The 24,808-nt window shown below is 53.0% G+C and carries 20 protein-coding genes; 10 read left to right on the top strand and 10 right to left on the bottom strand.

Annotation, left to right across the window (positions count from 1 at the left end):
* Positions 1-22: 22 nt before the first annotated feature.
* Complete coding sequence (locus tag KGP16_RS15235; protein ID WP_021806744.1) at positions 23-343, bottom strand: AzlD domain-containing protein; 321 nt, start codon at positions 341-343, stop codon at positions 23-25.
* Complete coding sequence (locus KGP16_RS15230; RefSeq protein ID WP_223499937.1) at positions 343-1,011, bottom strand: AzlC family ABC transporter permease; 669 nt, start codon at positions 1,009-1,011, stop codon at positions 343-345. Before KGP16_RS15230 ends, KGP16_RS15235 begins: the two co-directional genes overlap by 1 nt.
* Positions 1,012-1,124: 113 nt before the next feature.
* Here KGP16_RS15230 and KGP16_RS15225 point away from each other — a divergent pair, with 113 nt between their 5' ends.
* The 4 genes from KGP16_RS15225 to KGP16_RS15210 all read left to right on the top strand — a co-directional run bounded on the left by KGP16_RS15225 (position 1,125) and on the right by KGP16_RS15210 (position 5,759).
* Positions 1,125-1,673 (top strand): helix-turn-helix domain-containing protein, encoded by a 549-nt coding sequence (locus tag KGP16_RS15225; protein ID WP_223499936.1) that lies wholly within the window; start codon positions 1,125-1,127, stop codon positions 1,671-1,673.
* A 551-nt stretch (positions 1,674-2,224) separates the two neighbouring features.
* Positions 2,225-3,154: a sugar ABC transporter substrate-binding protein gene (locus tag KGP16_RS15220; protein WP_223499935.1), complete on the top strand. Its 930-nt coding sequence runs from the start codon at positions 2,225-2,227 to the stop codon at positions 3,152-3,154.
* Between the two features lie 77 nt (positions 3,155-3,231).
* Positions 3,232-4,716, top strand: coding sequence for a sugar ABC transporter ATP-binding protein (locus KGP16_RS15215; protein WP_021806742.1), 1,485 nt, complete (start codon positions 3,232-3,234; stop codon positions 4,714-4,716).
* 17 nt (positions 4,717-4,733) lie between these two features.
* Positions 4,734-5,759, top strand: coding sequence for an ABC transporter permease (locus KGP16_RS15210; protein ID WP_021806741.1), 1,026 nt, complete (start codon positions 4,734-4,736; stop codon positions 5,757-5,759).
* 53 nt (positions 5,760-5,812) lie between these two features.
* On the opposite strand, the gene KGP16_RS15205 is transcribed toward KGP16_RS15210, so the two are convergent.
* On the bottom strand, positions 5,813-6,232 hold the full coding sequence (locus tag KGP16_RS15205) for an NlpC/P60 family protein (protein ID WP_021806740.1): 420 nt from the start codon (positions 6,230-6,232) through the stop codon (positions 5,813-5,815).
* A gap of 657 nt (positions 6,233-6,889) precedes the next feature.
* On the opposite strand from KGP16_RS15205, the gene KGP16_RS15200 reads away from it, so the two are divergent.
* From KGP16_RS15200 to KGP16_RS15190, 3 genes are all read left to right on the top strand, one after another.
* Positions 6,890-8,245 (top strand): nucleobase:cation symporter-2 family protein, encoded by a 1,356-nt coding sequence (locus KGP16_RS15200; protein WP_218519235.1) that lies wholly within the window; start codon positions 6,890-6,892, stop codon positions 8,243-8,245.
* Between the two features lie 93 nt (positions 8,246-8,338).
* The gene (locus KGP16_RS15195) at positions 8,339-9,166 is read left to right on the top strand and encodes a carbon-nitrogen hydrolase family protein (RefSeq protein WP_021806738.1); all 828 of its coding nucleotides are present in this window, start codon (positions 8,339-8,341) and stop codon (positions 9,164-9,166) included.
* Between the two features lie 93 nt (positions 9,167-9,259).
* The gene (locus KGP16_RS15190) at positions 9,260-9,781 is read left to right on the top strand and encodes a hypothetical protein (RefSeq protein WP_209523821.1); all 522 of its coding nucleotides are present in this window, start codon (positions 9,260-9,262) and stop codon (positions 9,779-9,781) included.
* A gap of 57 nt (positions 9,782-9,838) precedes the next feature.
* Here KGP16_RS15190 and KGP16_RS15185 read toward each other — a convergent pair whose 3' ends face one another.
* From KGP16_RS15185 to KGP16_RS15165, 5 genes are all read right to left on the bottom strand, one after another.
* A complete protein-coding gene (locus tag KGP16_RS15185) occupies positions 9,839-12,751 on the bottom strand; it encodes an HD domain-containing phosphohydrolase (protein ID WP_223499934.1) in 2,913 nt (970 codons plus the stop codon).
* A gap of 225 nt (positions 12,752-12,976) precedes the next feature.
* Positions 12,977-13,429, bottom strand: a complete 453-nt coding sequence (locus KGP16_RS15180; protein WP_223499933.1) for a hypothetical protein — start codon at positions 13,427-13,429, stop codon at positions 12,977-12,979.
* Positions 13,416-14,102, bottom strand: a complete 687-nt coding sequence (locus tag KGP16_RS15175; RefSeq protein WP_223499932.1) for an alpha/beta hydrolase — start codon at positions 14,100-14,102, stop codon at positions 13,416-13,418. Before KGP16_RS15175 ends, KGP16_RS15180 begins: the two co-directional genes overlap by 14 nt.
* The gene (locus KGP16_RS15170; protein WP_223499931.1) at positions 14,102-15,367 is read right to left on the bottom strand and encodes a DUF4123 domain-containing protein; all 1,266 of its coding nucleotides are present in this window, start codon (positions 15,365-15,367) and stop codon (positions 14,102-14,104) included. The genes KGP16_RS15175 and KGP16_RS15170 overlap by 1 nt, the downstream gene beginning before the upstream one ends.
* Positions 15,368-15,397: 30 nt before the next feature.
* Positions 15,398-17,422: a type VI secretion system Vgr family protein gene (locus KGP16_RS15165; RefSeq protein ID WP_223499929.1), complete on the bottom strand. Its 2,025-nt coding sequence runs from the start codon at positions 17,420-17,422 to the stop codon at positions 15,398-15,400.
* 356 nt (positions 17,423-17,778) lie between these two features.
* Here KGP16_RS15165 and aegA point away from each other — a divergent pair, with 356 nt between their 5' ends.
* The 3 genes from aegA to KGP16_RS15150 all read left to right on the top strand — a co-directional run bounded on the left by aegA (position 17,779) and on the right by KGP16_RS15150 (position 22,175).
* Entirely contained in the window at positions 17,779-19,788 is a 2,010-nt protein-coding gene (aegA, locus tag KGP16_RS15160; protein WP_223499928.1) for a formate-dependent uric acid utilization protein AegA, read from the top strand.
* Positions 19,789-19,809: 21 nt separating this feature from the next.
* Complete coding sequence (locus tag KGP16_RS15155; RefSeq protein WP_223499927.1) at positions 19,810-20,337, top strand: 4Fe-4S dicluster domain-containing protein; 528 nt, start codon at positions 19,810-19,812, stop codon at positions 20,335-20,337.
* 200 nt (positions 20,338-20,537) lie between these two features.
* A complete protein-coding gene (locus tag KGP16_RS15150; RefSeq protein ID WP_223499926.1) occupies positions 20,538-22,175 on the top strand; it encodes a DUF4139 domain-containing protein in 1,638 nt (545 codons plus the stop codon).
* Positions 22,176-22,546: 371 nt separating this feature from the next.
* Here the strand turns inward: KGP16_RS15150 and chuY are convergent, their stop codons facing one another.
* Both chuY and hutW read right to left on the bottom strand, forming a co-directional pair.
* Positions 22,547-23,170 carry an anaerobilin reductase gene (chuY, locus tag KGP16_RS15145; protein ID WP_223499925.1) on the bottom strand — a complete coding sequence of 208 codons (624 nt, stop codon included), beginning with the start codon at positions 23,168-23,170 and terminating at the stop codon, positions 22,547-22,549.
* A gap of 12 nt (positions 23,171-23,182) precedes the next feature.
* Entirely contained in the window at positions 23,183-24,520 is a 1,338-nt protein-coding gene (gene hutW / locus KGP16_RS15140; RefSeq protein WP_223499924.1) for a heme anaerobic degradation radical SAM methyltransferase ChuW/HutW, read from the bottom strand.
* Positions 24,521-24,808 lie beyond the last annotated feature (288 nt).

The following is a 24,808-nucleotide window of genomic DNA, read 5'->3' as shown; positions in this document are numbered from 1 at the left end:
ATCATACCCGGCCAGCAGTGAGTTATGCCACACCGGCTACCCGCAACAGTGCCGTCACTGCCGCCGCAGCCAGCAACACCACGATTAACGGCGTTTTCCGCCAGGCTAATAATGCTCCCACGGCCACACCGCCTAAACGGGCATAACCAGCAAAGTGTTGCCCTTCGAACAGCGTCGCGATCACCGCTACGGCGAGCAGCAACGTGGTGGCAGAGTCGGCGAGCAAGGCCTGAACCCGATCAGAAAAGCTCAGGCTGCGGCCCAGCAGGAAACCGGCAAAGCGAAACGCAAAGGTGCCGCTGGCCAGAAGCAGAATGCCGATGATGAGTGTTTGGTTATCCATTATTTTTCTCGCTTTCTGATCAGTAAACCCAACAGTGAAAACAGCACTGGCATGCCAATCGGTACCAAGGGCACGCTAGCCAGGGCAATCAGGGTGCCGGAGCAGGCGGAAATACAGGTGCGCAGTTTTTTCAGCGAACCGACAATCAAGGCCAGCAAAATGGTGGGGAACACGGCGTCCAGCCCGATGGCATTGATATCGGGAATAAAGCTGCCGATGGTACCGCCAATCAACACGCCCAACGGCCAGCAGGCGGCAATCTCCAGCCCACAGAGCCAGTAGGCCGCCCGTTTTTTGGCCAACGTCGGTTGGGAAATGCCGAACACCACGCTTTCATCATTCATGATATGGCAACCCAATAACTTAAAGCGGCTGCGCTCGATCACCTCTTTCACTGCCATACCGAACGGCAGGTGGCGTGCATTTACCAGCAGCCCGGCTGCCGCCGCAGCGAAGGGGCTACCACCGCTGGCGACGATGCCGATAAACAGAAATTCAGAGGCGCCCGCCAACACCAGCAACGACAGCATCAGCGGGACCCAGAGCTCGAAACCCAGGCCGGTCGCCAGCGAACCATAGGAGATCCCCACGATGCCGTCCGCCAGGCAGACCAGCGCGATCCCTTTGATCACGCCCTTATCGAGCGAGGGGAAAAAGTTTTTAGCCATACTATTTTTCTCACTGCCTTTCTCAAAACGAACGGTTGTTCTATTATAATGAACACTTCAATCTCGATTTACAAGTCGAACGATCGTTCGTTATAAAGTGAGTTACGCGGCCTATGAAACAACCCATCAATATCATTGCGGAAGCTCTGGTGCGCGAACGCCAGCGTACAGGCCTCTCGTTGGCAGAAATTGCTCGCCGGGCAGGAATTGCCAAATCAACGCTGTCTCAACTGGAAGCGGGGAATGGTAATCCGAGCCTGGAAACGTTGTGGGCACTCTGCGTTGCGCTGGATATCCCCTTTGCGCGTTTGATGGAGCCGCAGCAGAGTAAAACGCAGGTGATCCGGCGTGGGGAAGGGGCGGCTGTGGTGTCGGAAGTGGCTAACTATACGGCGGTGCTGTTGGCAACCTGTCCGCCTGGCGCACGGCGAGATATCTATCTGCTGACGACCCAGCCGGGAGCCGACCGTCTTTCTCATCCGCACCCGTTAGGCTCGGTGGAACACATCGTCATCACCCAAGGGCGTGCCTTGGTCGGGCTGGTGGAAGGGCCTGCCGAGCTGAATGCCGGGGATTATATTTGCTACCCAGCCGACCGGCCGCACATCTTCCGCGCCCTGGAGCCGGATACGCTGGCCGTGCTGGTCTCAGAACAAAACTAACATCCCCATCACTCTAACTCTCTCCCAGAAGGGAGAGGGAACCGAATGTTGACTACGGCGTTCTGCCTTATACCTCCAGACTGACTTCCGTTCTTACCTACAACACCGTACCCGCTCCCTCTCCCTTAAACAGCTGTTTATGGGATCCCCCGATTTTACAATGGGAGAGGGCTGGGGTGAGGGGGAGCAGCGGTCACTTTACGTCCATTTGTTAGATCCCTGTCATGTTTTTGTTATTTGCTCATTCCAAAACACACGTTTCGCTTGTTTGGGTTAAAAAATTTCACTAGTCTCTTTTTTGAAATAAACGTTTGATATCTGTGTGGGATGTTTAACAGTCACATCAGGAGTTCATTTCAATGCATTGTTTTAATGATTATTTTTAATTATCCCTAAGCATCTCATAACCAGTATTAACTGATGAGATACCGCGCGGAACAGGGTTTTAAGACGATAATAACGAGCGGGTTGTTGTTTGAATGTAAAAAATATTTTTCATTAGTCGTCAAATCAACAGGCCTCTTCATTCTAACAATTAAAGGGTACAGAACATGAAGCTGAAGAAATTGATCGTCACCTCGCTACTGATGTGCATGCTGCCAGCCTCGGTGTTAGCCAAAGATATCAAGATCGGCGTGTCGATGGCCTACTTTGATGACAACTTCCTGACCATCCTGCGCCAATCCATGCAAAACAAAATGAAGCAGGAAGGTAACGTCAGCGGCCAGTTTGAAGATGCCAAAGGCGATATCGCGCAGCAGATCCAGCAGATAGAGAACTTTGTCAGCCAAGGGGTCGACGCTATCATCCTTAACCCGGTAGATACCCAGGGCGTCAAGCCAATGATCAAGCTGGCGGAGAACGCCCATATTCCACTGGTGTTCGTCAACCGTCGGCCAGAGGCCACAATGCCAGCCGGTATGGCCTACGTAGGTTCAGACTCCAAACTGGCGGGCAAGCTGCAGATGGAAGAGCTGGCCAAGCTGATGAACGGCAAGGGCAATGTGATGATCCTGCTCGGCGAGCTTTCCAGTGAAGCCACCCGTGATCGGACTCGCGGCGTTGAGGAAGTGGTGGCCCAGTATCCGAATATTCATATCATCGATAAGCAAACCGCCAAGTTTTTCCGCAAAGAGGCGGTTGATGTGACGACCGACTGGATCCTCTCCGGCCAGCAGATTGATGCCATCGCTTCCAACAACGATGAAATGGCGATCGGTGCCATTCTGGCGCTGAAGCAGGCGAAGAAAACCGGTGTGCTGGTAGCGGGAGTGGACGGTACGCCAGATGCCCTGGAGTTTATCAAGAAGGGAGATTTGAGCCTCAGCATCTTCCAGGATGCCAAAGGTCAGGGGGAGGGCGCCGTGCAAACCGCCATTCAACTGGTCAAGGGCGAGAAGGTTGAAAGCAGCGTCATGATCCCTTACCAACTGATCACCAAAGCCAATTACCAGGACTTTGCCGACAAGAATAAAAAGTAATGACCAACCGGCCCCTTGCCCAACGGTACGGGGCATCGTTCACAGCGATCGGCAGGATAACGGCGGAGGTTATCAGTATGTATCCTTATGTGTTGGAGGCGGAAGGCATCAGCAAGCAGTTCCCGGGCGTTAAGGCGTTGGATAACGTGTCGCTCAAGATCAAACCGGGCAGCGTACATGCGTTAATGGGGGAAAACGGTGCCGGTAAATCGACGTTGATGAAGTGCTTAATCGGTATTTATCGGCCCGATGCCGGCACCATCAAGGTCAAAGGGCAGCCGGTGACGTTTAACGATACGCAGGCGGCCTTGCACTCGGGCATCTCGATGATCCACCAGGAACTGAACCTGGTGCCGCATATGACGGTGGCAGAAAATATCTGGCTGGGGCGTGAACCCGCCAAGCTGGGTTTTGTAAACCACGAGGAATTAAACCGTAAAACCCGCGAACTGTTGGCGCATCTCAAGATTAAATTAGACCCGGAAACCCAACTGGGCACGCTGAGCATCGCCAACCAACAGATGGTCGAGATTGCCAAGGCGGTGTCTTATAACGCCGACGTATTGATCATGGATGAGCCGACCTCGGCATTAACGGAAGGGGAAGTGGTGCATCTGTTTGCGATCATTCGTGAACTGAAGCAGCAGGGCAAAGGCATTATCTATATCAGCCACAAAATGGATGAGATCTTTGCCATCACCGACGAGGTCAGCATCTTCCGTGATGGCACCTCGATCGCCAGTGATAAAACCGAAAACCTGACCAAACAGTCGCTGATCACCATGATGGTGGGGCGCGAGCTGACCCAGATGTTCCCCAAGTTTAATAACAATATCGGTGAAGAGGTGTTGCGTGTGGCCGGGTTGCGGCGCAGCGGTTGGTTCCACGATATCTCCTTTGCGGTTAAGCGTGGGGAAATTCTCGGGGTTGCTGGGCTGGTGGGAGCTGGGCGCAGCGAAGTGATGGAGAGCCTGTTTGGCATGCATCCGGCTGAGGGGGGCGAGATTTATATTGAAGGCTTGCCGGTAAAAATAGGTTCCCCCTCCAAAGCCATCGAGCAAGGGCTGGCATTCCTGACCGAAGACCGTAAAAAGTCTGGTCTGTTTCTGGTGCTGTCGGTGGTGGAGAACATGAGTATCGTCAACCTTTCCGCCTATACCAGCAAAAACGGGTTTGTCAGCCAGACGCAAATGGCCAAAGACTGCATGGAGCAAATCAGCAAACTCAATATTAAAACCCCGACGATGGACCAGATTATCAATAACCTCAGCGGCGGCAATCAGCAGAAGGTCTTGATTGCCCGCTGGCTATTGGCGCAGCCGAAGGTCCTGATCCTGGATGAACCCACGCGCGGTATCGACGTGGGGGCCAAGGCAGAAATTTATCGCCTGATCAGCGAATTGGCGCACCGCGGCGTCGCCATTATTTTGGTTTCGTCTGAACTGCCGGAAATACTCGGCATGAGCGATCGCGTCATGGTGATGCACGCCGGACGCATTACGGGGATCCTGGATAAAGATGAAGCAGACCAGGAAAAAATCATGGCGTTGGCCTCGGAATAACGCAAAGGTAAAACACAATGAATAACGTCAAAGTGGAAACTCAGCCAGTCAAAGTCTCGCCGTTTGCCGGTTTCAGCGGCAAGTTGCCGAAAGATACCGGCATCTTTATCGTCATGATCGGTATCGCGCTGATTTTTGAAATGCTGGGCTGGTACGTGCGCGATCAGTCATTCCTGCTTAACCCGAACCGCCTGCTGTTGATCGTTTTGCAGGTGGCGATTATCGGCATCATTGCTGTTGGTGTAACTCAGGTCATTATTACCACCGGTATCGATCTCTCATCTGGCTCGTTGATTGCCCTGACGGCGGTGGTGGCGGCCAGCCTGGCGCAAACCTCCGAAAGCATTTCGCCAATGTATCCGGGCCTGCTGGACCTGCCCGCCGCGATCCCCATCGGGGCCGGGATTGGGGTGGGTATTATTTGCGGATTTATCAACGGGTTCTTGATCACTCGCACCGGTATTCCGCCGTTTATCGCCACCTTGGGGATGATGGTTTCTGCCCGTGGTTTGGCGCAGTATTACACCAAAGGTAACCCGGTCAGTTTTCTGTCGGACGGCTTCACCTCGATTGGCCAGGGTGCCATGCCGGTGATTATTTTCCTGGTGGTGGCGGTGATTTTCCATATCGCCCTGAAGCACACCCGTTATGGCAAATACGTGTATGCCATCGGCGGCAATATGACCTCGGCCAGGGTCTCTGGGATCAACGTCAATAAATACCTGGTGACGGTCTACACCATTGCGGGTGGGTTGGCAGGATTAGCGGGCGTGGTGCTGGCGGCACGAGTCAGTAGCGGGCAGTCGAGCATGGGGGTGTCTTATGAGTTGGACGCCATTGCCGCCGCGGTCATCGGTGGCAGTAGCCTGATGGGCGGAGTGGGGCGCATTACCGGCACGCTGATCGGCGCGGTGATCCTCGGCCTGATCAAAAGTGGCTTTACCTTTATTGGCGTGGATTCCTACATTCAGGACATTATCAAAGGCATGATCATCGTGGCCGCCGTGGCTATCGATATGCGCCGTAACCGCAAGAAGCAGTGATCCTCGCCTTGGCCGCCGGAGTAGTGACCGGCGGTTTGGCCTGGTGGGCAGGTTTATGCATCGCTGCCATTGATACGCCGGGCCAGTTCGTAACGCGCGCTCCAGTATTGGTTATCCAGGCTGGAAACGGTGACGCCCATACTGGTAGAGGCGTGAACAAACTCACCCTCCCCGATATAAACGCCGACGTGGCGCTGACGGGATGAGGTTTTGAAAAACACCAGATCGCCTGTGTTTAACTCGCTTTTGGCTACGCGCGAGCCCAGTTTCATTTGTTCACCGGTGCTGCGTGGCAAGCTGACGGCAAATTCATCTTGAAATACGCGCTGCATATAGGCTGAACAGTCGATGCCTTTGCGCGAGTTACCCCCGAATTTGTAACGTACTCCTTCCCATCGGTCATAATGCGACAGGATTTTTTTTAGCTCCTGAGTATTATTGTGGCCGGAACTGGCTGAAGCGGAAAAGCTCATGCAAAACGCTGAGCAAGTGAGAAATACAGCAAAAAATTTAAGCATAAAAGATTTCTGAAAGAGCAACTGAACGTCTATCCCTGTAATGGAGTGGCCGGATCGCCTGACTCATTCCTTCTGAGTGGTGGTAATATACACAGCTGTCGCTCATAAATAAACCAAAAACAGGCTAATTATTGACCATTTCTATGCGGGTTATCGGCTTGTTACTTTTGATAGCGCACCTCTGGTTGGCTGTGGAAACCCGGGAATGACGGGCAATCAAGGAATTAGCAACCGGTGGCAGATTTTGCCAACCAAAATTGCAACATGTCGCTGCTATCGGTTTATCGGATGGGTACAGAGGTGGGATCTCAAATTGAGACGAATCATATTGGTAATTTTATCAATTGCACCATTTTCGCTGAGGGGGAATGTTATTTTTTATCTAATATAATGTTAATTAAATCGAAATAAATTAAGCCTCATCTGTGATGGTTTTCGCATTTAAAACACTCCCCTGCACAATACCACCTGAGAACAGCTCACTCTGCACACAAAATGCATGCCCCAAACTCGTGCCGTACATCCATTATCAGGGGGGTTATCAGGCTGTGCCCTCGAATCGTAGCCATCAGGAATGACAACCTGATCAAGGCCGTACAGGAGTGAGGTTTCATGACCAACTTGAATACTATTTTGCCCGGCGAAAAGGCGCAGACGACTGAAAAACTGATTGATAAAGTTGAAGAGATATTACCCATTGCCCATCTTTTTACCCTGGGGCTTCAGCATGTCCTGGTGATGTATGCGGGGGCGGTTGCCGTCCCATTGATGATCGGCGGCAGCCTGGGGTTGGATAAGCTGCAGATTGCTTATCTGATCAGCTCCGATCTGTTTTGCTGTGGCGTGGTGACGCTATTGCAATGCATCGGGATGGGGCGCTTTGCGGGTATTCGGTTGCCCGTCATCATGTCCGTCACCTTCGCAGCCGTCACGCCGATGTTGGCCATCGGTGCCAACCCCGAAATCGGCCTGACCGGTATCTTTGGTGCCACCATTGCGGCTGGAATTATCACCACGTTGCTGGTGCCGTTGGTAGGCCGTTTGATGCCGCTGTTCCCAACCCTGGTGACGGGGATTGTGATCACTTCCATCGGCCTGAGCATCGTGCGGGTCGGGATAGATTGGGCTGCAGGGGGCAGGGGCAATGCCAACTACGGTAACCCGGCCTATATTGGCGTCTCGTTGCTGGTGCTGATTTTTATTTTGCTAATCACCCGGTTTAGCAAAGGCTTTATCTCTAATATTTCCGTGCTGTTGGGGATTGGCTTCGGTTTTGTGGTGGCGCTGTTGATGGGAGAAGTCAGCTTTTCTGGCCTGGATGATGCCGCCTGGTTTGCCATCGTGCGCCCCTTTGCCTTCGGTTGGCCCACCTTTGATCCTGCGTCGATTATCACTCTGACGATCGTCATGCTGATCGTATTTATTGAATCGATGGGTATGTTTATGGCGCTGGGCGAAATTGTCGGCCGCCCAACCACCAAGCAGGACGTGGTACGCGGGTTGCGTGTTGACGGCCTGGGAACCGTTATCGGCGGTATTTTCAATACGTTCCCGCATACTTCATTCTCCCAGAATATTGGCTTGGTCAGCGTTACTCAGGTGTCCAGCCGCTGGGTATGCGTGATGGCAGGTTTGATTCTGGTACTGTTTGGCCTGATCCCCAAAATGTCTATTCTGGTGGCCTCGATCCCGCAGTTTGTCTTGGGGGGCGCAGGTATCGTGATGTTTGGTATGGTGCTGTCTACCGGCATCAAGATCCTGACCAGGGTCAACTTCAATACCAATCGTTATAATGCCTATATTGTCGCCATCAGCCTGGGGCTTGGCATGATCCCGATCGTAGCGGCTGATTTCTTTACCCAGATGCCAGCGAGCCTGCAACCTTTGCTGCACAGCGGCATTTTGCTTTCTTCGGTGGCGGCGGTGCTGCTGAATCTCTACTTCAATGGCTATCATCCGGAGGAATAACGCTGCCGTTTATTGATTGTCTCCGTTAACAGTGACTTGCCAGCCAGTGGTTATAACAGGTAAAAACATTGTTCGACTTAAAAGGAGTAATCAATGCGGATAACCTTGGCCCAATTTACCTGCCGTGAAGGGGACATTGCCCATAACCTGGCCGCCGTGCTGGCGCAGATTGAACGTTGCAGCGGCCAAACCGACCTGTTGGTGTTGCCAGAAACGCAGCTTACCGGCTTTACCCATCCTGATGGCAATACGGACTACGCGCTGCAACTGCAAGGCCCGGAACTCGCGCAAGTGGTGGCGGCAAGCCAGCGTACGGGGATTGCCGTCGCCGTGGGTTTTCTTGAGCAGGATGGCACGCAACTGTTCAACAGCTCGGTGCTGATCACACCGGAGCAGGGCATCTATCTGCATTATCGCAAAAGCCATTTATGGACCAATGAACGCGCCGAAGCGCAAGCGGGCGATCGCCTGGTCTGCGGGCTGTGGCGGGGGCGGCGTATTGGTTTACTGATCTGCTACGACATCGAATTCCCAGAGGCATCACGAGCGTTGGCTCTGATGGGGTGCGATCTGTTGCTGGTTACCGATGGCAATATGGATCCCTATGGTCACGTGCATCGTAACGCTTTGCTGGCTCGCGCTCAGGATAATCAGATGTTTGTGGCGATGGCCAACCGCGCCGGGCATGGATGTGGGATGCAGTTTGCTGGCGAAAGCCTGGTTGTTGATCCCTTGGGGCGTGAGGTGGCCAGACTGGGGCGCGAGCCGGGAATAGTGCAGGCAGAGCTGGATTTCAGCCTGCTGGAAGCGGCTCGCCGCGAATATCGTTATCTGCAAGACCGGCGTTTGGCACTCAGCGGGGAGACGCAGTGGCAGCAGCGGGATGATGAACAACGTTGGTGGCCGCTAATTCCACGTTAACACCGCTTGCTGAAAGGCCAATGGCTTAGGTAAAGTCATAGACAGATTGGTCACTGTAATTGATAGACTTGCAGCACTCTAAGGAGCCGTACCATGCAATACCTCGCCCTGAGTAAAAGAATCTTGCCATTGGCTGCGCTGCTGGTGCTGTCGTTGCCCACCGCCTGGGCAGCACAAAACGCCCCAGCCCCGATCCCATCGGCGTTAATCGGCAACTGGAGCGTGACCAAGATCATTCCCACCCAAACCGTGGGCTGCTGGGATGAAAAGCAGGCACAGCAGTTGGTCGGTAATAGTATCAACTATAAAGCAGACGGTTTTACCTGGCATGAACAGCACCTGATCAATCAGGGGGCGATCACCACCACGGTAGAGGCGCAAGAGTTTGTGGAAGATAACTCGGGCGATAATTGGTACGTCGATTTCCCAATTTTGGGTATCAGTACGCCTTCGGTGCAGCGTGTCATCATTCAGCATCAGGATGTCACCGTACCGGGGATCACCGATCAGGGGACTGAAGGCGTTCCCGGTGATAACGTGTTGGTGAAAGATCGTAATACGTTGCTCTTCTCCCAATGCGGCGTGTGGTTTGAGGCGCAACGGCAGAAAAAATAGCGAGATGTTAGACGGCGGGGGCGCCGCTGCGCCCCTATGTCGTGAAGCTGCTGGGTATCAGTTCGTTGGTTGGCAATCGGGGATTTCGAGTTTGCGTAACAGCGCGGGAATATCGACGGTATCTATTTTATCGGCTTGCAGATAGCTCAGTGCATAGTCATGCCAAATACCAGACTCCAGGAACAGGATCATCAATTCGCGGTCCAGATGATTTTCATTTGCCATGCTGACCAAGATATTGAGTGCCTCAGATAACAGCTTGCCCGGTTTATAAGGCCGATCGGCGGCCGTCAGGGCTTCAAACACGTCGGCGATCGCCATCATGCGCACCGGAATGCTCATCTGTTGGTGGGTTAACTGGTAAGGGTAGCCTTTACCATCCATGCGTTCATGATGGCCACCGGCAATTACCGCCACGTTGGCCATGGTGCGTGGGAACGGCAGTTTTTCCAACATGATGATAGTCTGTATAATGTGCTCGTTGATTTTATAGCGCTCCTCCTCACTCAGGGTGCCTCTGCGGATACCCAGATTGTAAATCTCCCCGTGGTTATAGAGTAAGGTCGGCTCCTTGAGTTTGAAGTGATAGCTTTCAGGCAGATGGCTTTTCTCGTCGCGGTAGATGATATGTTCTTCTTTATCCGCCAGCAGTGGTTCCTGAGTAGGTAAGGGGACGGCAGGGCGGCGGTTTTTGCGCGCCAATTCTTCCCGTGCCACGCCTGCGGTATCATCCAGAGTGCGGGTCCATTGATATTGTGCGATTTGTTGAATGCGTGCGAGCGCGCTGTCAGACAGGAATTCGCCACCGATATTACACTGGGCAATAAAATAGAAATCTTCATCCAACTGCTGCAGCTCATCGCGTAGCCATTGTTCTTCCTGCTCGGTAGCGGCGATCGTAGCGTGCTTGCGCAGGAAGCTAACCTCTTTATCCCGCTTCAGCACCTCAAAGCGCATCCGCACCTCGTGAATACGGTCGTAAATCATCTCCAGCTTGGTGGCCTTATCCACTATGGCCTCCGGCGTAGTGATTTTCCCGCAGTCGTGCAGCCAGCAGGCGGTGTGCAGTTCCTCCCACTCATTGGCGGAAAGGGTAAAATCGGCGAACGGCCCTTGTTTGGCCTCAACCGCTGCCTTGGCCAGCATCTTGGTAATGACCGGTACGCGCTGGCAATGGCCGCCGGTATAGGCGCTCTTGGCGTCGATCGCTCCGGCGATTAACTGAATAAAGGCTCCCATCAGATGCTTTTGCTCTTGCAGCAGATATTGCGTCTCTATTGCTACCGATAAGCTGCCCACCAGAGCATTAATCAGTTGTACTTTGGCTTGCCCATGTTCCGGACCAGCTTCGGCAGGATTAAGCAGCAGTAAGAACCCCATCAGTTCCCGATCATGCGTTTGCATCGGGACAGCCACATAGTGCAGCGGCAAATGGGAACCAAAGATGGTGTGCAGTTGGCTGGGGATATTCTCGTTGGTAAAGACTCCGGCAACGGTTTTACCCTCCAGGATCTGCCAAAACGCGCTGAAATGTTGTGGATCAAACTGCAACGATGCCACCTCCGAACTGGCCACCTCTTTTCCAGCCCAGTTGCAGGCTATGGGTGAAAAGCAGCCGGGCGTTTTGTCTGACAGGAAAATAATGCCGCCGCTCATGTTCGCGATTTTGCTGGTTTCATTGAGCAAGCCCTGCATCTGCTGCGGGAAATTATCCTTGGCGGATAACAGGCTGCCCATCGAGATAAACTGCTTGAGCGTCAGCTTCATTTTGGACATGGCTTTGTGCAGGTCGTCCACTTCTTCAATCACCGAGCGTTCCTCCGCCCGCTCATCAAAATGCAGATTGCTGATGGCGTCGGCATCCTGGCGCAGGCGGATCAGCGGCCGTGAAATACGTAGGGAGAAATACCAGACCAGCGGCAGGCCGAGCAGCAGCAACGCAAAGGCGATCAGGGTCGAGCGGTTGCGGATGGCGTTGGCATCAGCGGTCAGATAGGCCGAGGGCGTGGCAATCACCAACTGGTAGCCTTGGCTTTGCCCCTTAAGCTCCACAACGGCTCCAAACCAGCTCTGCCCTTGTGCCGTAAATAGGCCGCTTGCGCCGTGATGGGGATCTAGCAACGCTTGCAGTACCGGGATGTGCGCAATGCTGTTGAGTCCATCCTGGCTTTTGGTGTTTTGTGCAGGCAGGCTGGCGATAGCTTCATTGGCAGAGTTAATGATCGCCGCCTGGCTATCCGGCGGTAGGCTTTGTTGAAGAAACAGCGAAAGTGAAGCCAGTGAAACGTCCAAACCGATCACGGCATGGCCATCTGGAGCCTGGATGCTGTAGGTGAAGCCGGTCTCACCGGTGCCTTTGAAGGTATAGAGCGGGGAGGTAATCAGTTGCTGAGTTTTTACTGCCAACTGATACCAGGTACGCTCCCGGGGATCATAATTATTATACGGCACGGTTTTTACCGCCATAACCTGCTGTTTACCGTCCAAAAAGATATTCTGAGCCTGGGGCGAGGTCTCTAAAAAGCGGTAGCTTTGCGCCAGCCATTCGGCATCTTCCGGCGCATTAAATAAAGCTCGGTTGGCTGGGGTGAGGCGGCGTAGTATAAAGAAATCGCCGTTGGGGTAAGCGCTGTATACCGCATTGGCATAATCATTTTGCTTGAGTATCTCGATCAGCGGGCCGATAAATGCCATGCGTTGCTCGAGGGTGGTGGCTTCTGTTATTGGCATACGTGCCAACATCTTCGCCGACATTTTCATGCTGCGGGTCACGGAGTCCAGCTCCGCAGCAATGGCTTCGCCGGTTTTTTGATACTGCCGGTTGGTGCTGGTCTCGGTCAGTTTGCTGAGTTGGCTGTGGCTAAAAAGCACGATTACGCTGCCGATGGAGACAATCAGCAAGGTAAACAGCGCGGCAATCTGGATATGTAGCGGATAGCGGCTTCTTAAACCTGTGATCTTTCCTGCCATAGTGTCCACCTTGGATGCCAATTTTTAGCTTTTTTAAATTATAGACGAAGCAGGGGGGATCTGATTGGTGGCGTAGTAAGGCTATTGAGTTGAATTTAAGGTGAAATTTTTTGTTTCGTAGCTAAATAAACCAATACGTTATTAAAAAATAAAGCTTTATGAATCAACGGCGACAAAGATAACACTTTTGTCGCGCGGGCGTTGTTCCTGAAACCCTTGAGGCTGTTACTTAACACCAAGCTTCTCCCTCAACAGTGGCATGTAGCTATCGATGTTATAAGTTTTATCCCCGGTGATGCTGGCGCAGGCGTTATGAGCATAAATAAAATAGCTTACGCCAACGCTTAGGCCTAAATCATTAAGATCGGGCTTTTGGGGGTCTAAAAGACTGTAGCTTTCTGGGATTAAGTGAGTGAAAACATCTTCTGATCCGATATTTAAGACTTCTCTAACAATAATAGACTTGCCCATGGCGAGGTCTAAAGGTGCTCTAGATTTAACAGTGTCATATTGCTCACTCATGCATAAGCGGTATTTATCGCATCCAGATAATTTGTTACTCTCACAATAAGCCGTTGACATTTCGGTTAGATTGTCAATATATAAATAAGAGATGTAGTTACTTTTGCACCCAGAGGTGAAAAGTAATAAAAAAAGCATGTGGTTATATTTTTTCAACTTTATTTGACTCCAGCTTAAACATTTCTTCGGCGTTAGCATGTCCGGTATAGGACATGCGAGGTAACACATTTAGTGCCTGATTATAATCAGCACCTGGACAGCTCTCCCAAGGGCCACCCGTGCGAGCGATTAGATTCGCGGAGCTCCCATCCGCAATCGAATAATCAATGTAGATATTATCCCAGCGTTTGACATTGGCGGGTTTGGGGCTTTTTCCCTTCCTGGATACCGGATCAAGCGTTACCAATAGTTCAATCGGAATATCGGGGTTTTCCTGCGCCAATAAAATCGCCCGGTCTCCACCCCAGCTATGACCTACCAGCACGATTTTCTGCCCGGCAGCATGCCATTCTTTCATTAGCGGCGCGACTTTTCCACCGCCATGTTCGGAGTAGGCCACATCCTGTTTGCGCAGGGTGATAACCTTACCACCGTTATCCGTGGTATCTCTGCCATTTTTTTTCTCATAAGGAGCAAAAACAAACTTTAACAAGGGTTGAAAACTTGCGTCCATCGCGCCACCAATAAACACCACTAGTGTCTTTAAACAATTGGCGGTAATCTTACCTTGCTGCTCTTTTACGCTAGGTAAGATAATATAGTCACTCGGGTCGTTATTCTTGTATTTGTAATCAAAACCCGGAAAAATAATTCCATCTGATGCGCACATTATCTTGCCTCCAAATGCTTACGTAACATCAATAGTTCCTTTCTGATGCGTCGCTGAGTGTAGGCCACCAACTCAGCGAGCCGTATGTCTTCCTGATTAATGGGGTTATCAGCAAAATGCACCTTAACCCAAGGATAGAGCGGGTCGTCAAAGACTTTATGGCCCAGGAAGAACTGTAATGCCAGGATAACCGCCTGCCCGTGGAACGTGGTGACCCCATGCTCCTGAAACCAATGTTGATCTTGAGCTAATAGGCCGAACATCTGATGTATGGGAACGTACTGCGCCCGCTCAGGGTAAAGTGAGCGTACATAATCCACCACGTGCTGTTCTTCATACATATAGGGCAACTGGGTAAGTTGCAGGGTTTTTAGCCTTTCCAGCGCTGCCAGGTAGAGCTCTAACCGCTCGCCCATGCTTCGTACAAAAACCAGCCCCAACTGCTGATTTAACACGGCCAACTGCCCTGGCTCCTCTGCTGCGGTTGTCAAATAGGGCGCGACGATGTGCTCAAGCTGGAGATCGGTATCAAAATGGCTGCCTAAACTGCAGGCTAAATCAAGGAATTGGCAACGATCGTTAAAACGCTCCAGCCGGTGAGTTTGGCATTTTTCCGTGATGAGGGTAATGAACCGCTGGACCTGTTCATCGCCCAACAGGCGGGTGCGCTTCGGATATTTATCGGTAAAGTAGCGCTGTAGCTGGCTAACCTGCTCGTTCTGGTTTTGCTGCTTTAACTTGGCGAGTTGCGCTTCTTCCAGCGTCACTTTCCCTGTCAGAATTGGGGCTGCCTGGGCGGGTAATTCAATCATCTGTTGCCGGACCCAAAGCGAGCTGAATACCCCCATCAGCTGATTTTGCTGGGACTCGGTGGAGGCCGCCAGGATTAACGGTAGAAACTGGGCGTCCCAATAGCGGAAAAATACCGTCTTCCCATCTGGCAAATTAATCTGCGTCAGGCCCCGTAAATGGTCGAGAATGCGCTGACGCGGCTGTTCACTGACTGCCAGCCATCCCCAGTCCGTTGAGGATGCTTCACTCACCCACGCTAAAAACGGGCTATTAACCGACAGCTCCACCAGATAGGGCATCACTTGGTGCCAATCTTTGTAAGCCGTATAGTGATAAATCCCTTCTGCAACGTGGGAACCATCCAGTTGATAGTAGTGTTTCAATGGCTGCGCATCGCTAACGGTGGACAACACCGCATACAGCCGTTGTCCTGATGCGCAATTGGCCAGCCATTGCTGTAGTTGACTCTCCATATCTTCGTTGCCTCCGGCAAGCTGTCCCGATTAAATCGCGCAACCCTGTTGTTTACATCGCTCACACTCTTCGCAAAATGCTCGCGGTTGTTTAAACGCACTAACCTGTGCAGGATTTAGCGCAAAGGCAGGGACGCTGGCTGGGATAGGAATAACATCGGGCATTCTGCCACCCCATCCTCTGCCGGAGCCCGGGCTGCCGGTACCCACATTGAGCGTGGGGCCGATCGTAACGCCGCTGGGATCGATTTTTATAAAGCTGGAGCCGGCCTTTAAGGTGATCTCCGTACCGGTTTCTATCACTATTTTAGTGCCGGACTTCAGGTGAATTTCCTGTCCAACCTCCGTCAATAAGGCGTTGCTGGCGTTAATGTGGAAATTGCTATTCACGGTCAGGGAATAATCGCTTTCTACCCGGTCACGCTTTTCGCCATTAACCTGCAGAAAATCATTGTGGACAACCTGTTGTCTGCGATCGTTGCCTATCCGCTGGTTCTCATCGTGATCGATACGTGCGCAACTGTCATGCAGCACTTCGGTTGTCATGTTCTTTTGCGCATGCAGATAGAGCTCTTCCTGGCCTTTTTCATCTTCAAAACGCAGTTCGTTAAACCCTTCGCCTTTATGGGTTTGCGAACGGATCGACATCTGGGTTTTGGTGCCCGGCAGCTTGCCCGGGGGCAGGTTGCTGGCGTGATAGGTGCGGCCGATAATTATGGGTTGATCGGGATCGCCATTCTGAAACTCGACGATCACCTCATGGCCAACGCGTGGCACGGCCGACATGCCCCAACGTGGCCCTGCCCAGGGGTGTGATACCCGGATCCAACAGGAACTGCTGTCGTCGGTTCTGCCCGAGCGATCCCAGAGAAAACGGACTTTTACCCGACCGAACTCATCACAAAAGATTTCTTCAGTGGCAGGCCCCGTGACAATGGCGATTTGTGCACCATCAATCCGTGGCTTGGGGAGTAAAGCAGGGCGCCAGGTCTGATCGTGGGGAATAAACGCAAACTGGCTGGTTACGATAGTTCCCGTCCCGCCTGCGTTACTCTCAAGCGCTTGGGGTTGCTGCCCTGAATGGTTAGCCTGGGTGATTTGCCAACGCGTATTGAGCGCCTCCAGAGGATGGTTTTCCAAGGTAAAGCGCACGCCGGGTTGCAGCGCCGGGCAGTTGCTTGCCCCTTCGCCCTGATGAGCATCGTTACGCAGCGCCTGGATGCGCCAGCGGGCAAAAGATTTACCCACCTCGGTGCTTTTGAAACGCCCTGGGAAATCGTAATGAAAGTACTTGCCGGGCTGATGCTCAGTATCGCGGGCGTCATCGCCAAACTCTGCCAACCATAAGGGATCTTTAAAGGTGTAATCTTTCAACAGCACTTCGGCGAGGCGTAAACTTTCCCGGCGCTTAAAGGTGGTGACGCAGGGTTCATCCAACGAGGTCGATGACTGGTCGGGATAATAGGGGAGCGTTGGCCCGTCATGCAGTGCGGCGCAATCATCGGAAAACACCAACGTATGTTTGCCATTTTGGTGCTCAAAGAAATAGTAAATCCCTTCTTCTGCGGCCAGGCGGTTAATAAAATCGAGATCGCTTTCATTATATTGGACGCAAAACTCACGTACGGCATGGGGATAGCGCAACGCGTGGGCATAGTCGCCGATCTTGTTTTCTTTTAACAGAGTTTCCAGGATTTCCAGAAAGTTTTGTTGCTGGAAAATACGTGAACGGTGACCCAACCCGGCTCGCCAGAGCGAGGGACGAATGCTAAATCGATAACGCGTTTGATGAAGTCCGGCATCCCCTTGTTCGAGGGAGGTGACAATGCCATTAACGACTCGCTGTACCTCGGTTTCACGCCAAATCGTCAGCGTGGCGGTATTATCCAGGATTGAACGGAACTCCACGCTGGGCTTGGCGCTAGCCACCTCAAGCTCTAGCGCGAACGGGCTGGAGAATTGTTCATGCAGAGTAAATTCCACCACCACAAAAGCGTCTGCTGGCAGGTTGCCAACGCTTAACGTAAACCTCAGCCCGCTGGCTTGTTTGCTCATCCCTGGCATGCGCTTCCCCCCATTTATTACATGAATATATTCCGCTCAATTACAACAAAAAAACCATAGATATATAAATAATATTAATGTATTGGTGGTGAAATAACAACCAGTGGCGTTTTATAAATGTGATCCAATACGACAATGTGTGATTACGCTAATTGTTGTCCTGCCTGGTTTAGAGCGGATTGGCGTATTACGCCATTTTCATGCGAAATGTCATGGAAACCGATCAAATATAACCACTATATTTACATGGTTATAACCTTACTGACACCTGCCTACGCCAGCCAAGATAAGGAGATAACGTCAACGAAAGCGTGTTTTTTCAGTCAGCCTGTTCGGAAAGGATACCTATGAATCAATTTATCGTTGCGGAATCAGAAGCCTGCATTGGCTGCCGGAGTTGTGAGGTCGCCTGCGTGACCGCACACCATCACGGGGCATACCCAAGCAAGCGCGAATATTTCACCCCAAGAGTCAAGGTTATTCAGGGCACCCATGGCAATACGGCCGTGTTCTGCCACCATTGCGAAGATGCGCCCTGTGCCAATGTTTGTCCTACCGGGGCCATTGAACAAAGTGATACCAGCATCCAGGTCAGCCAGGAGAAATGCATCGGCTGCAAAGCCTGTGCGGTCGCTTGTCCGTTTGGCATGATGACGGTGGTGACCGAAACGGTGCAGCCCGCCAATCATCGCCTGGCCGACAGCTATCAGAAGGTTGAGGCACAGAAATGCGACCTGTGTAGCGAGCTGAACCATGAGCCTGCTTGTGTACGTGCCTGCCCAACCCATGCACTCAGCCTGGTGAACAACCAAACGTTGCTGGACCAGCAGCGAGAAAAGCGGCTACGTGCTGCGGCGCGCGATCACCATAGCCAACTGTTTGGCAGTGCGGCTAATCAGAGCCCGGAAGCGAAAGCCCCGAAGAAATCAACGCCGATCCTTCATCTGCTGCAACAGCCTCGGGCACCTCGCCTGGAAGCCAGCAAAATTCCGCTCGAGTTGCGCAAAACCAGCTTTGCCGAAATCTACCAACCCTTTAATGAGCAACAGATCCAGCAACAGGCCGAACGCTGCCTGAGCTGCGGCAAGCAGAGTATCTGCTCCTGGACCTGTCCGCTGCATAATCAGATCCCTCAGTGGATCAAGCTGGCCAGCCAGGGGCGCATCTGGGAGGCGGCGGAGCTATCGCACCAAACCAGCAGCCTGCCGGAAGTGTGCGGCCGGGTATGCCCACAGGACCGACTGTGTGAGCAATCCTGTACGCTCAATGAGCACGGGGGAGCCGTCACCATCGGCAACATTGAGCGCTACATCACCGAAACGGCCTTTGAGATGGGCTGGCGGCCAGATATGTCGGCGGTGAAAGACAGCGGCAAGCGCGTTGCCATTATCGGCGCGGGTCCGGCGGGGCTGGGCTGTGCCGATATCCTGGTGCGCAATGGCATCAAACCGGTGGTGTTCGATCGCTACCCGGAAATTGGCGGGCTGCTGACCTTCGGCATTCCGGCGTTCAAGCTGAATAAGGACGTGATGGCCAGAAGGCGTGAGATCTTCAGCGATATGGGCGTGGAGTTCCGTTTGAATACCGAGATTGGCAAAGACGTCTCGATGGAAACTCTGCTCAATGATTACGACGCGCTGTTCCTTGGCGTGGGGACCTATAAATCGATGCGTTCCGGCCTGGAAAATGAAGGTGCGCCGGGAGTGTATGACGCCTTGCCATTCTTGATCGCCAATACCCAACAACTGATGGGCTATGCCGAAAACCCGCAAAGCCCTTACGTCAATATGGCGGGCAAGCGGGTGATCGTACTGGGGGGCGGTGATACCGCTATGGACTGCGTCCGTACCTCATTACGTCACGGTGCTGAGCAGGTGATTTGTGCCTATCGGCGTGATGAAAAGAGCATGCCGGGTTCGAAAAAGGAAGTGAAAAATGCGCGGGAAGAGGGCGCAGAATTCATGTTCAACCTGCAACCGCTAAGCATCGTGATCGATGAAGAAGGTAAGGTCAGCGGCATTCAGATGCGGCGAACCGAAATAGGGGCTCCGGACAGCCAGGGTAGGCGGCAGGCGGTCCCTGTTGAGGGTTCGGAACATATCGTACCGGCGGATGCGGTGATCATGGCCTTTGGCTTTAGCCCGCATCGTATGGGCTGGTTGGCAGAACATAACGTCATGCTGGATAGGCAAGGGCGCGTGGTGGCGCCAACGGTGGCGGGTTATCCGTACCAAACCAGTAACCGCAAGATTTTCGCCGGTGGTGACATCGTGCGCGGTGCCGATCTGATCGTGACCGCCATTGCCGAAGGGCGCAAGGCGGCGGAAAGCATCGGTTATTACCTCAATGTGCTCTAACGCGGCTCAAGGAGAGACGGTATGAATCAGTTTGTCATTGCCGATATGAAACAGTGCATTGGCTGCCGCACCTGCGAGATAGCCTGCGTGATGGCGCATCTGGGGGATAATCCGTTGCCGATGACGGCGGAAAACTTCAATCCTCGCTTACGGGTGATGAAAACCCTTAGCGTCAGCGTACCGATGCTGTGCCGCCAGTGTGAAAATGCCCCTTGCCTGAACGCCTGCCCGAACGAGGCCATCTATAACCAGGATGGCAGCGTACATGTGCTCCAGTCGCGTTGTATTGGCTGCAAGAGCTGCATGGTGGCTTGCCCTTATGGTGCGATGGAGGTGGTGGTCAATCAGGGGTATGTCAGCAATGGTGTCGCGTACCAACGGGCTCAGGCGAATAAATGCGATCTGTGTCAGGGGCGCGAAGCGGGGCCAGCCTGTGTCGAGGTGTGTCCAACGGCGGCGTTAACCCTGATCCGGCCAGCAGACCTGCAAGCCATGCAGTTGGAAAAGCAACAGCGCGCGGCCCGTGGCTCTGCACCGAACCTGCGGTAAATTATCCCTTACCTCACTACAACCCATTCTGCGTGATAACCGCGTGGAATGGGTTTTCTTTCATGATCCGCGCGACGTGGCTAAATCAAACGAATATCGCTGCTTTACCTTTGAACGCGATGATCTTTCAGAAATCTTACCACCAGGCTGCATGCTATAATTCGTCGATATTCTGCACGGAACCTCTTTGTTAAGGATAAATGACGATGACCCTCTTCCCAGGATTTAAAACCACGTTGTTGGCGGCCTCGGTGCTGTTGGCCTATACCGGCCTGGCTCAGGCGCAAAACGTCACGCTCAACGACGTGACGGTCTTTATTCGCGGTGCCGAGTTATTCAACAGCAGCAAAGTGACGCTACCGGCGGGGGAAAGCGAAGTCGTCTTTACCAATATTGCCAGCGGGCTGAACGAACAGAGCCTGATGCTTGATGCTGATAACGGCGTGGTCGTGCAATCTTTCAGCATAAAACGCGATTTTCTCACCGAACATGTGTCGCCTGAAGTGGAGCAATTAACCAAGCAGATTGATGATGAGGTGCGTGAGCAAAGCAAACTGAACGTACAGCGGGAAGTGATCCAGGCACAGCTGGCGGTGCTGGAAAGTAACCGGGCGCTGGGTTCGGAGAAAGAGGGCGCTTCCGTTGAGCAGGTTAATCAGATGCTTGAACTGGTGAGTCGCCGCATGAGTGAAGTGCTGCTGGCGGATATCGAGCTTAAAGAGAAGATCGCCGCGATTGACAAAAGCATCGAAAAGCTGAAGAGCCAGTTGGACGAGGCCCAGCAGAAGACTGGCCAAACGGTGAATCAGGTGGTGGTGAAGTTTTACACTGCGAAAGCCGTGACCAGCAACGTTAAGCTGTCTTATGTGATCCCAGATGCAGGTTGGGTGCCGACTTACGATGTGCGGGTCAACAGCATTACCCAGCCGGTCAAGCTGAGCTACAAGGCCAATGTGTTTCAGAACAGCGGCATCAACTGGGATAAGGTCAACCTGACGCTTTCCAGCGGCAACCCAAGCGAAGGGGCGCAGGCGCCGAAGTTGCAACCTTGGTATCTCGATTTTTATCAGGACTACTCAAGTTCCAAGATGGCAATGTCGATACCCAGACCGGCACCGGCTCCCGTTGCTGAGATGGCCGCTGGCGCGGATGCCCAAGAGCTTGATGGCGCAATGGCCAGCAGAGCTAAACGTTCTCTCTCAGATTATGTGGTCACCGATGCTGGCGGAGTGAATACCCGCTTTAGCATTTCCTTGCCTTATAACATTGCCTCCGATGGCAAAGGGCATTCAGTCACCATCAAGGATGTGGACGTTCAGGGCGACTATCGCTACGTGGTGGTGCCGAAAATCGAACCGGATGCCTTCTTGCAGGTACAGTTAAAAGACTGGGAACCGCTTAATTTGTTGCCGGGCAAGTCCAGTATTTTCTTCGAGGGTTCATTTGTCGGCCAGGGGTATATCAATATCGCCGAGGCCAAAGAAACGCTGGATCTGTCATTGGGTCGGGACAAAAAGATTATCGTTAACCGCGAAAATGGCAAGCAGCTGACCTCGAAGGCGGAGTTTTTTGGCAATTCGGTAAGCCAACAGTACTCCTTTGTCACCAGCGTGAAAAATACCCGTAAAGAGCCGATTAAGCTGGTGGTGATGGAACAGATGCCGCTAAGTCGTGATTCGGCGATTACTATCGACGGGCTGAAGTACGACGGTGCCAGCTACGATAAAGACACCGGCAACGTACAGTGGGCAGTGGATTTACCTGCGAATCAGTCCGAGAAATTCACCCTGTCTTATACGGTGAAGTATCCAAAGGATAAGCGCGTTAGCAATTTATAACTTTACCCCTCACCCTAGCCCTCTCCCACAGGGAGAGGGGACCGAACGTGCCACAAATTGGTTACTACATTCGTCCTCAAACCAGCTTGGTTAAAGACTAACTTTGCACCTGAAAATGGCTCCCCTTGGCTACTACATTCGTCCTTATCACCAATCTGCCTAAAGACTGACTTCTGTACCTGAAAATGGCGCTGTACCAGCTCCCTATCCCTGTGGGAGAGGGTTGGGGTGAGGGGCCAGTTCAGCTTCCTCGGTATATTGTTATACCGGAGCTGCCAGGGATTGGCTTTGAAGGTAAATCGGAGCTGATCAAGGTGATACGTGCTTTGGCGGAGTGATTGCGGCGCTGATAGGGCAGCGCCGCGTGGGGATTAAGCAGGTTTAAGACCGGGTTCAATCAGGCTATAGACCTGTTGATTGAGTGCGGGGGCACTTGCCAGTTGCTGGACATGTGCAGCAACATCCGCACGCATCACAAAGCCATGAACTTCCTGCCCCTGAAAACGTTGCGCCTTGCCGGTGGCATTGCCGTTTAGCAGCCCGCCGGGGCGCAAGATGGCGTGATCTAGCGTGCTGGTTTGTAACCAACTTTCCGCCAGCGATTTTTCACGTACCGCCTGGCCAAACCCCGCTTTGGCACGTGGTGACAGAAACGGCCAACCTTCGCCACAGCCCAACGAGGTGACGAGGATCATGCGCGATATCCCGCATTTCTCCGCCGTATCTATCACTGTCCGGTGGGCCAGATAATCCTGTGCTCCTCCCATTGACGAGATGATTGTTGCGTTGGCACCAGCAGCTTCGCAAGCGCGGGTGACCGCAATGGCATCACAAGCGTCACCGAGATAAACCTGTACGCCTTTCTCCCGCAGGCGAGCGGCGGCATCAGGATTACGCACCACCGCAACCACCGGACGCTGTTCCGCCAGCGCAAGTTCCAGAGTCAGCGCGCCGACCCCTTTACCGCCAGCGCCAAAAATCAGCCATGGTTTCATTGTTCACTCCTGTTAGAGGGTGGCTACCGCAATACGCGGCAGATCCAGTTGTTGGAGCAGCTCATCAAGAGACTGCAGAATATTGCTTGCCCAGAAGCGCCCTTCGTTGGTCAGGCGCAGGCAGGTTGAGGCGTCGCGGGTTAACCCCGCCTGATGCCACTGTGCGAGTAGCGGCTTCAACTGCTCTGCATGAGGCGTCAGTTCATCCAGCGGGATGCGCGCGTTTTCCACGCCAGCCTGTAGCGGCTGACGCCACTGGCTTCGGTTACCTGAGGTACGCATCATCATCATCAGCGGTTTGCGACCCGCGGCGATAGAGTCGTGCCAGCTAGTGAGGTTGCGCTCAATCATCCAGGAATAACCGTTGACCGAGCCTCCCGCGCCGGAGCCAAAGGCCAGGCAGTCTGCGCCCTGCTTAATCAGTAGGTTGTACAAATTGCGCTCTCGGGTGGTGCGCGCCCAGTGGCTATTGCTGATACAGCGCCAGCCCGCCTGGTCCATGAAGTCGCAGCCCTGCAAATAGAGATCTCGCCGCTCGGTAGGTGAGGGAACCGAGGTGCGGCCAGTTTCCACTGCCTTACCCAGGAGCGTATTGGGCAGCAGATTGAGGGCGTAGAGATCGACACCGTCCAGCCCGATATCGCGGGCAATCGCCAGATCTTCGCCCCAAACTTTCGCATCCTGACCAGGTAAGCCGAATAGCAAATCGCAGACCACGGCAGCGCGGTCGCGACGAACGAGTCCTTCCATAAACGCAATGGCGCTTGCGCCGTCGGAGGTACGAGCCATTTTTTTACGGATTTTGCTATTAAACGACTGAATACCAATCGAAAAGCGATTGGCTCCGGCATCCAGACAGGCGTCTATCCGCTGATCGTCAAAGTTTAGCACCCGGCCCTCGATGGTGATTTCACAGTCTGGGGCCAACGGCAGGCGTTCGCGTAGTGTGGTGATAATACGTGCCAGATCCCGTGCGGCAAGCGCCGAAGGTGTTCCACCGCCAAAATAGACGGCATGGATTGGCGCAGACTGATGCAGAGGGCTGTCTGCCTCCATTTCTATCTCGCGTAGCAGCGCATTGGTGTAGCGGGTGCAGCTGTCCTCCTCGAAACGGTTTTGGTAAAAGCCGCAGAAGGTGCAGTGGGTGGCACAAAACGGAATGTGTAGATACACCAGCCGCTTGCGGCTGGGCGCGGTCTGGCCGATAACAGTTTGCCAGGTTGGTGCCAGCAGCGGTTTTTCTACGGGGATCGCGCCGCGCAGCGGCATCATGGCTCGACGATCTTTAAACGGCTGATTGCCTGCCAGTGCAAAATGCGGGGTTAAATCCAGCTCAGTGTCATGTTTCAACAGCAAGTTCCTTCAATGGGGCAGAACTGATGGAGGTAGGGATGCTTAGCAACGTAACTATCCAGACCTGTCATAGTTTAACTGAAAATGATTACCATTTGCATTTATATACTGACAATCGTCAGCAGAGTCTATCCAGCCAGCGGCCAATTAAATGCAACGTTGACTTGGGTCAAACTTTTCGGCACCCCGAATTAAATTTTGCTGGCCGACGCGAACAACCATTGCTAACGCTGGAGTTTATATGTACTATCGCCGCGTTTTCCCATTCATTCACTTTGCAAAGGA

It is taken from the genome of Serratia sp. JSRIV006 (genome assembly GCF_019968685.1).
In the GTDB taxonomy this organism is placed as follows: Bacteria; Pseudomonadota; Gammaproteobacteria; order Enterobacterales; family Enterobacteriaceae; genus Chania; species Chania fonticola_B.
The sequence above is the reverse complement of the archived record's forward strand: the minus strand, read 5'-3'. Positions and strand labels throughout refer to the sequence as shown.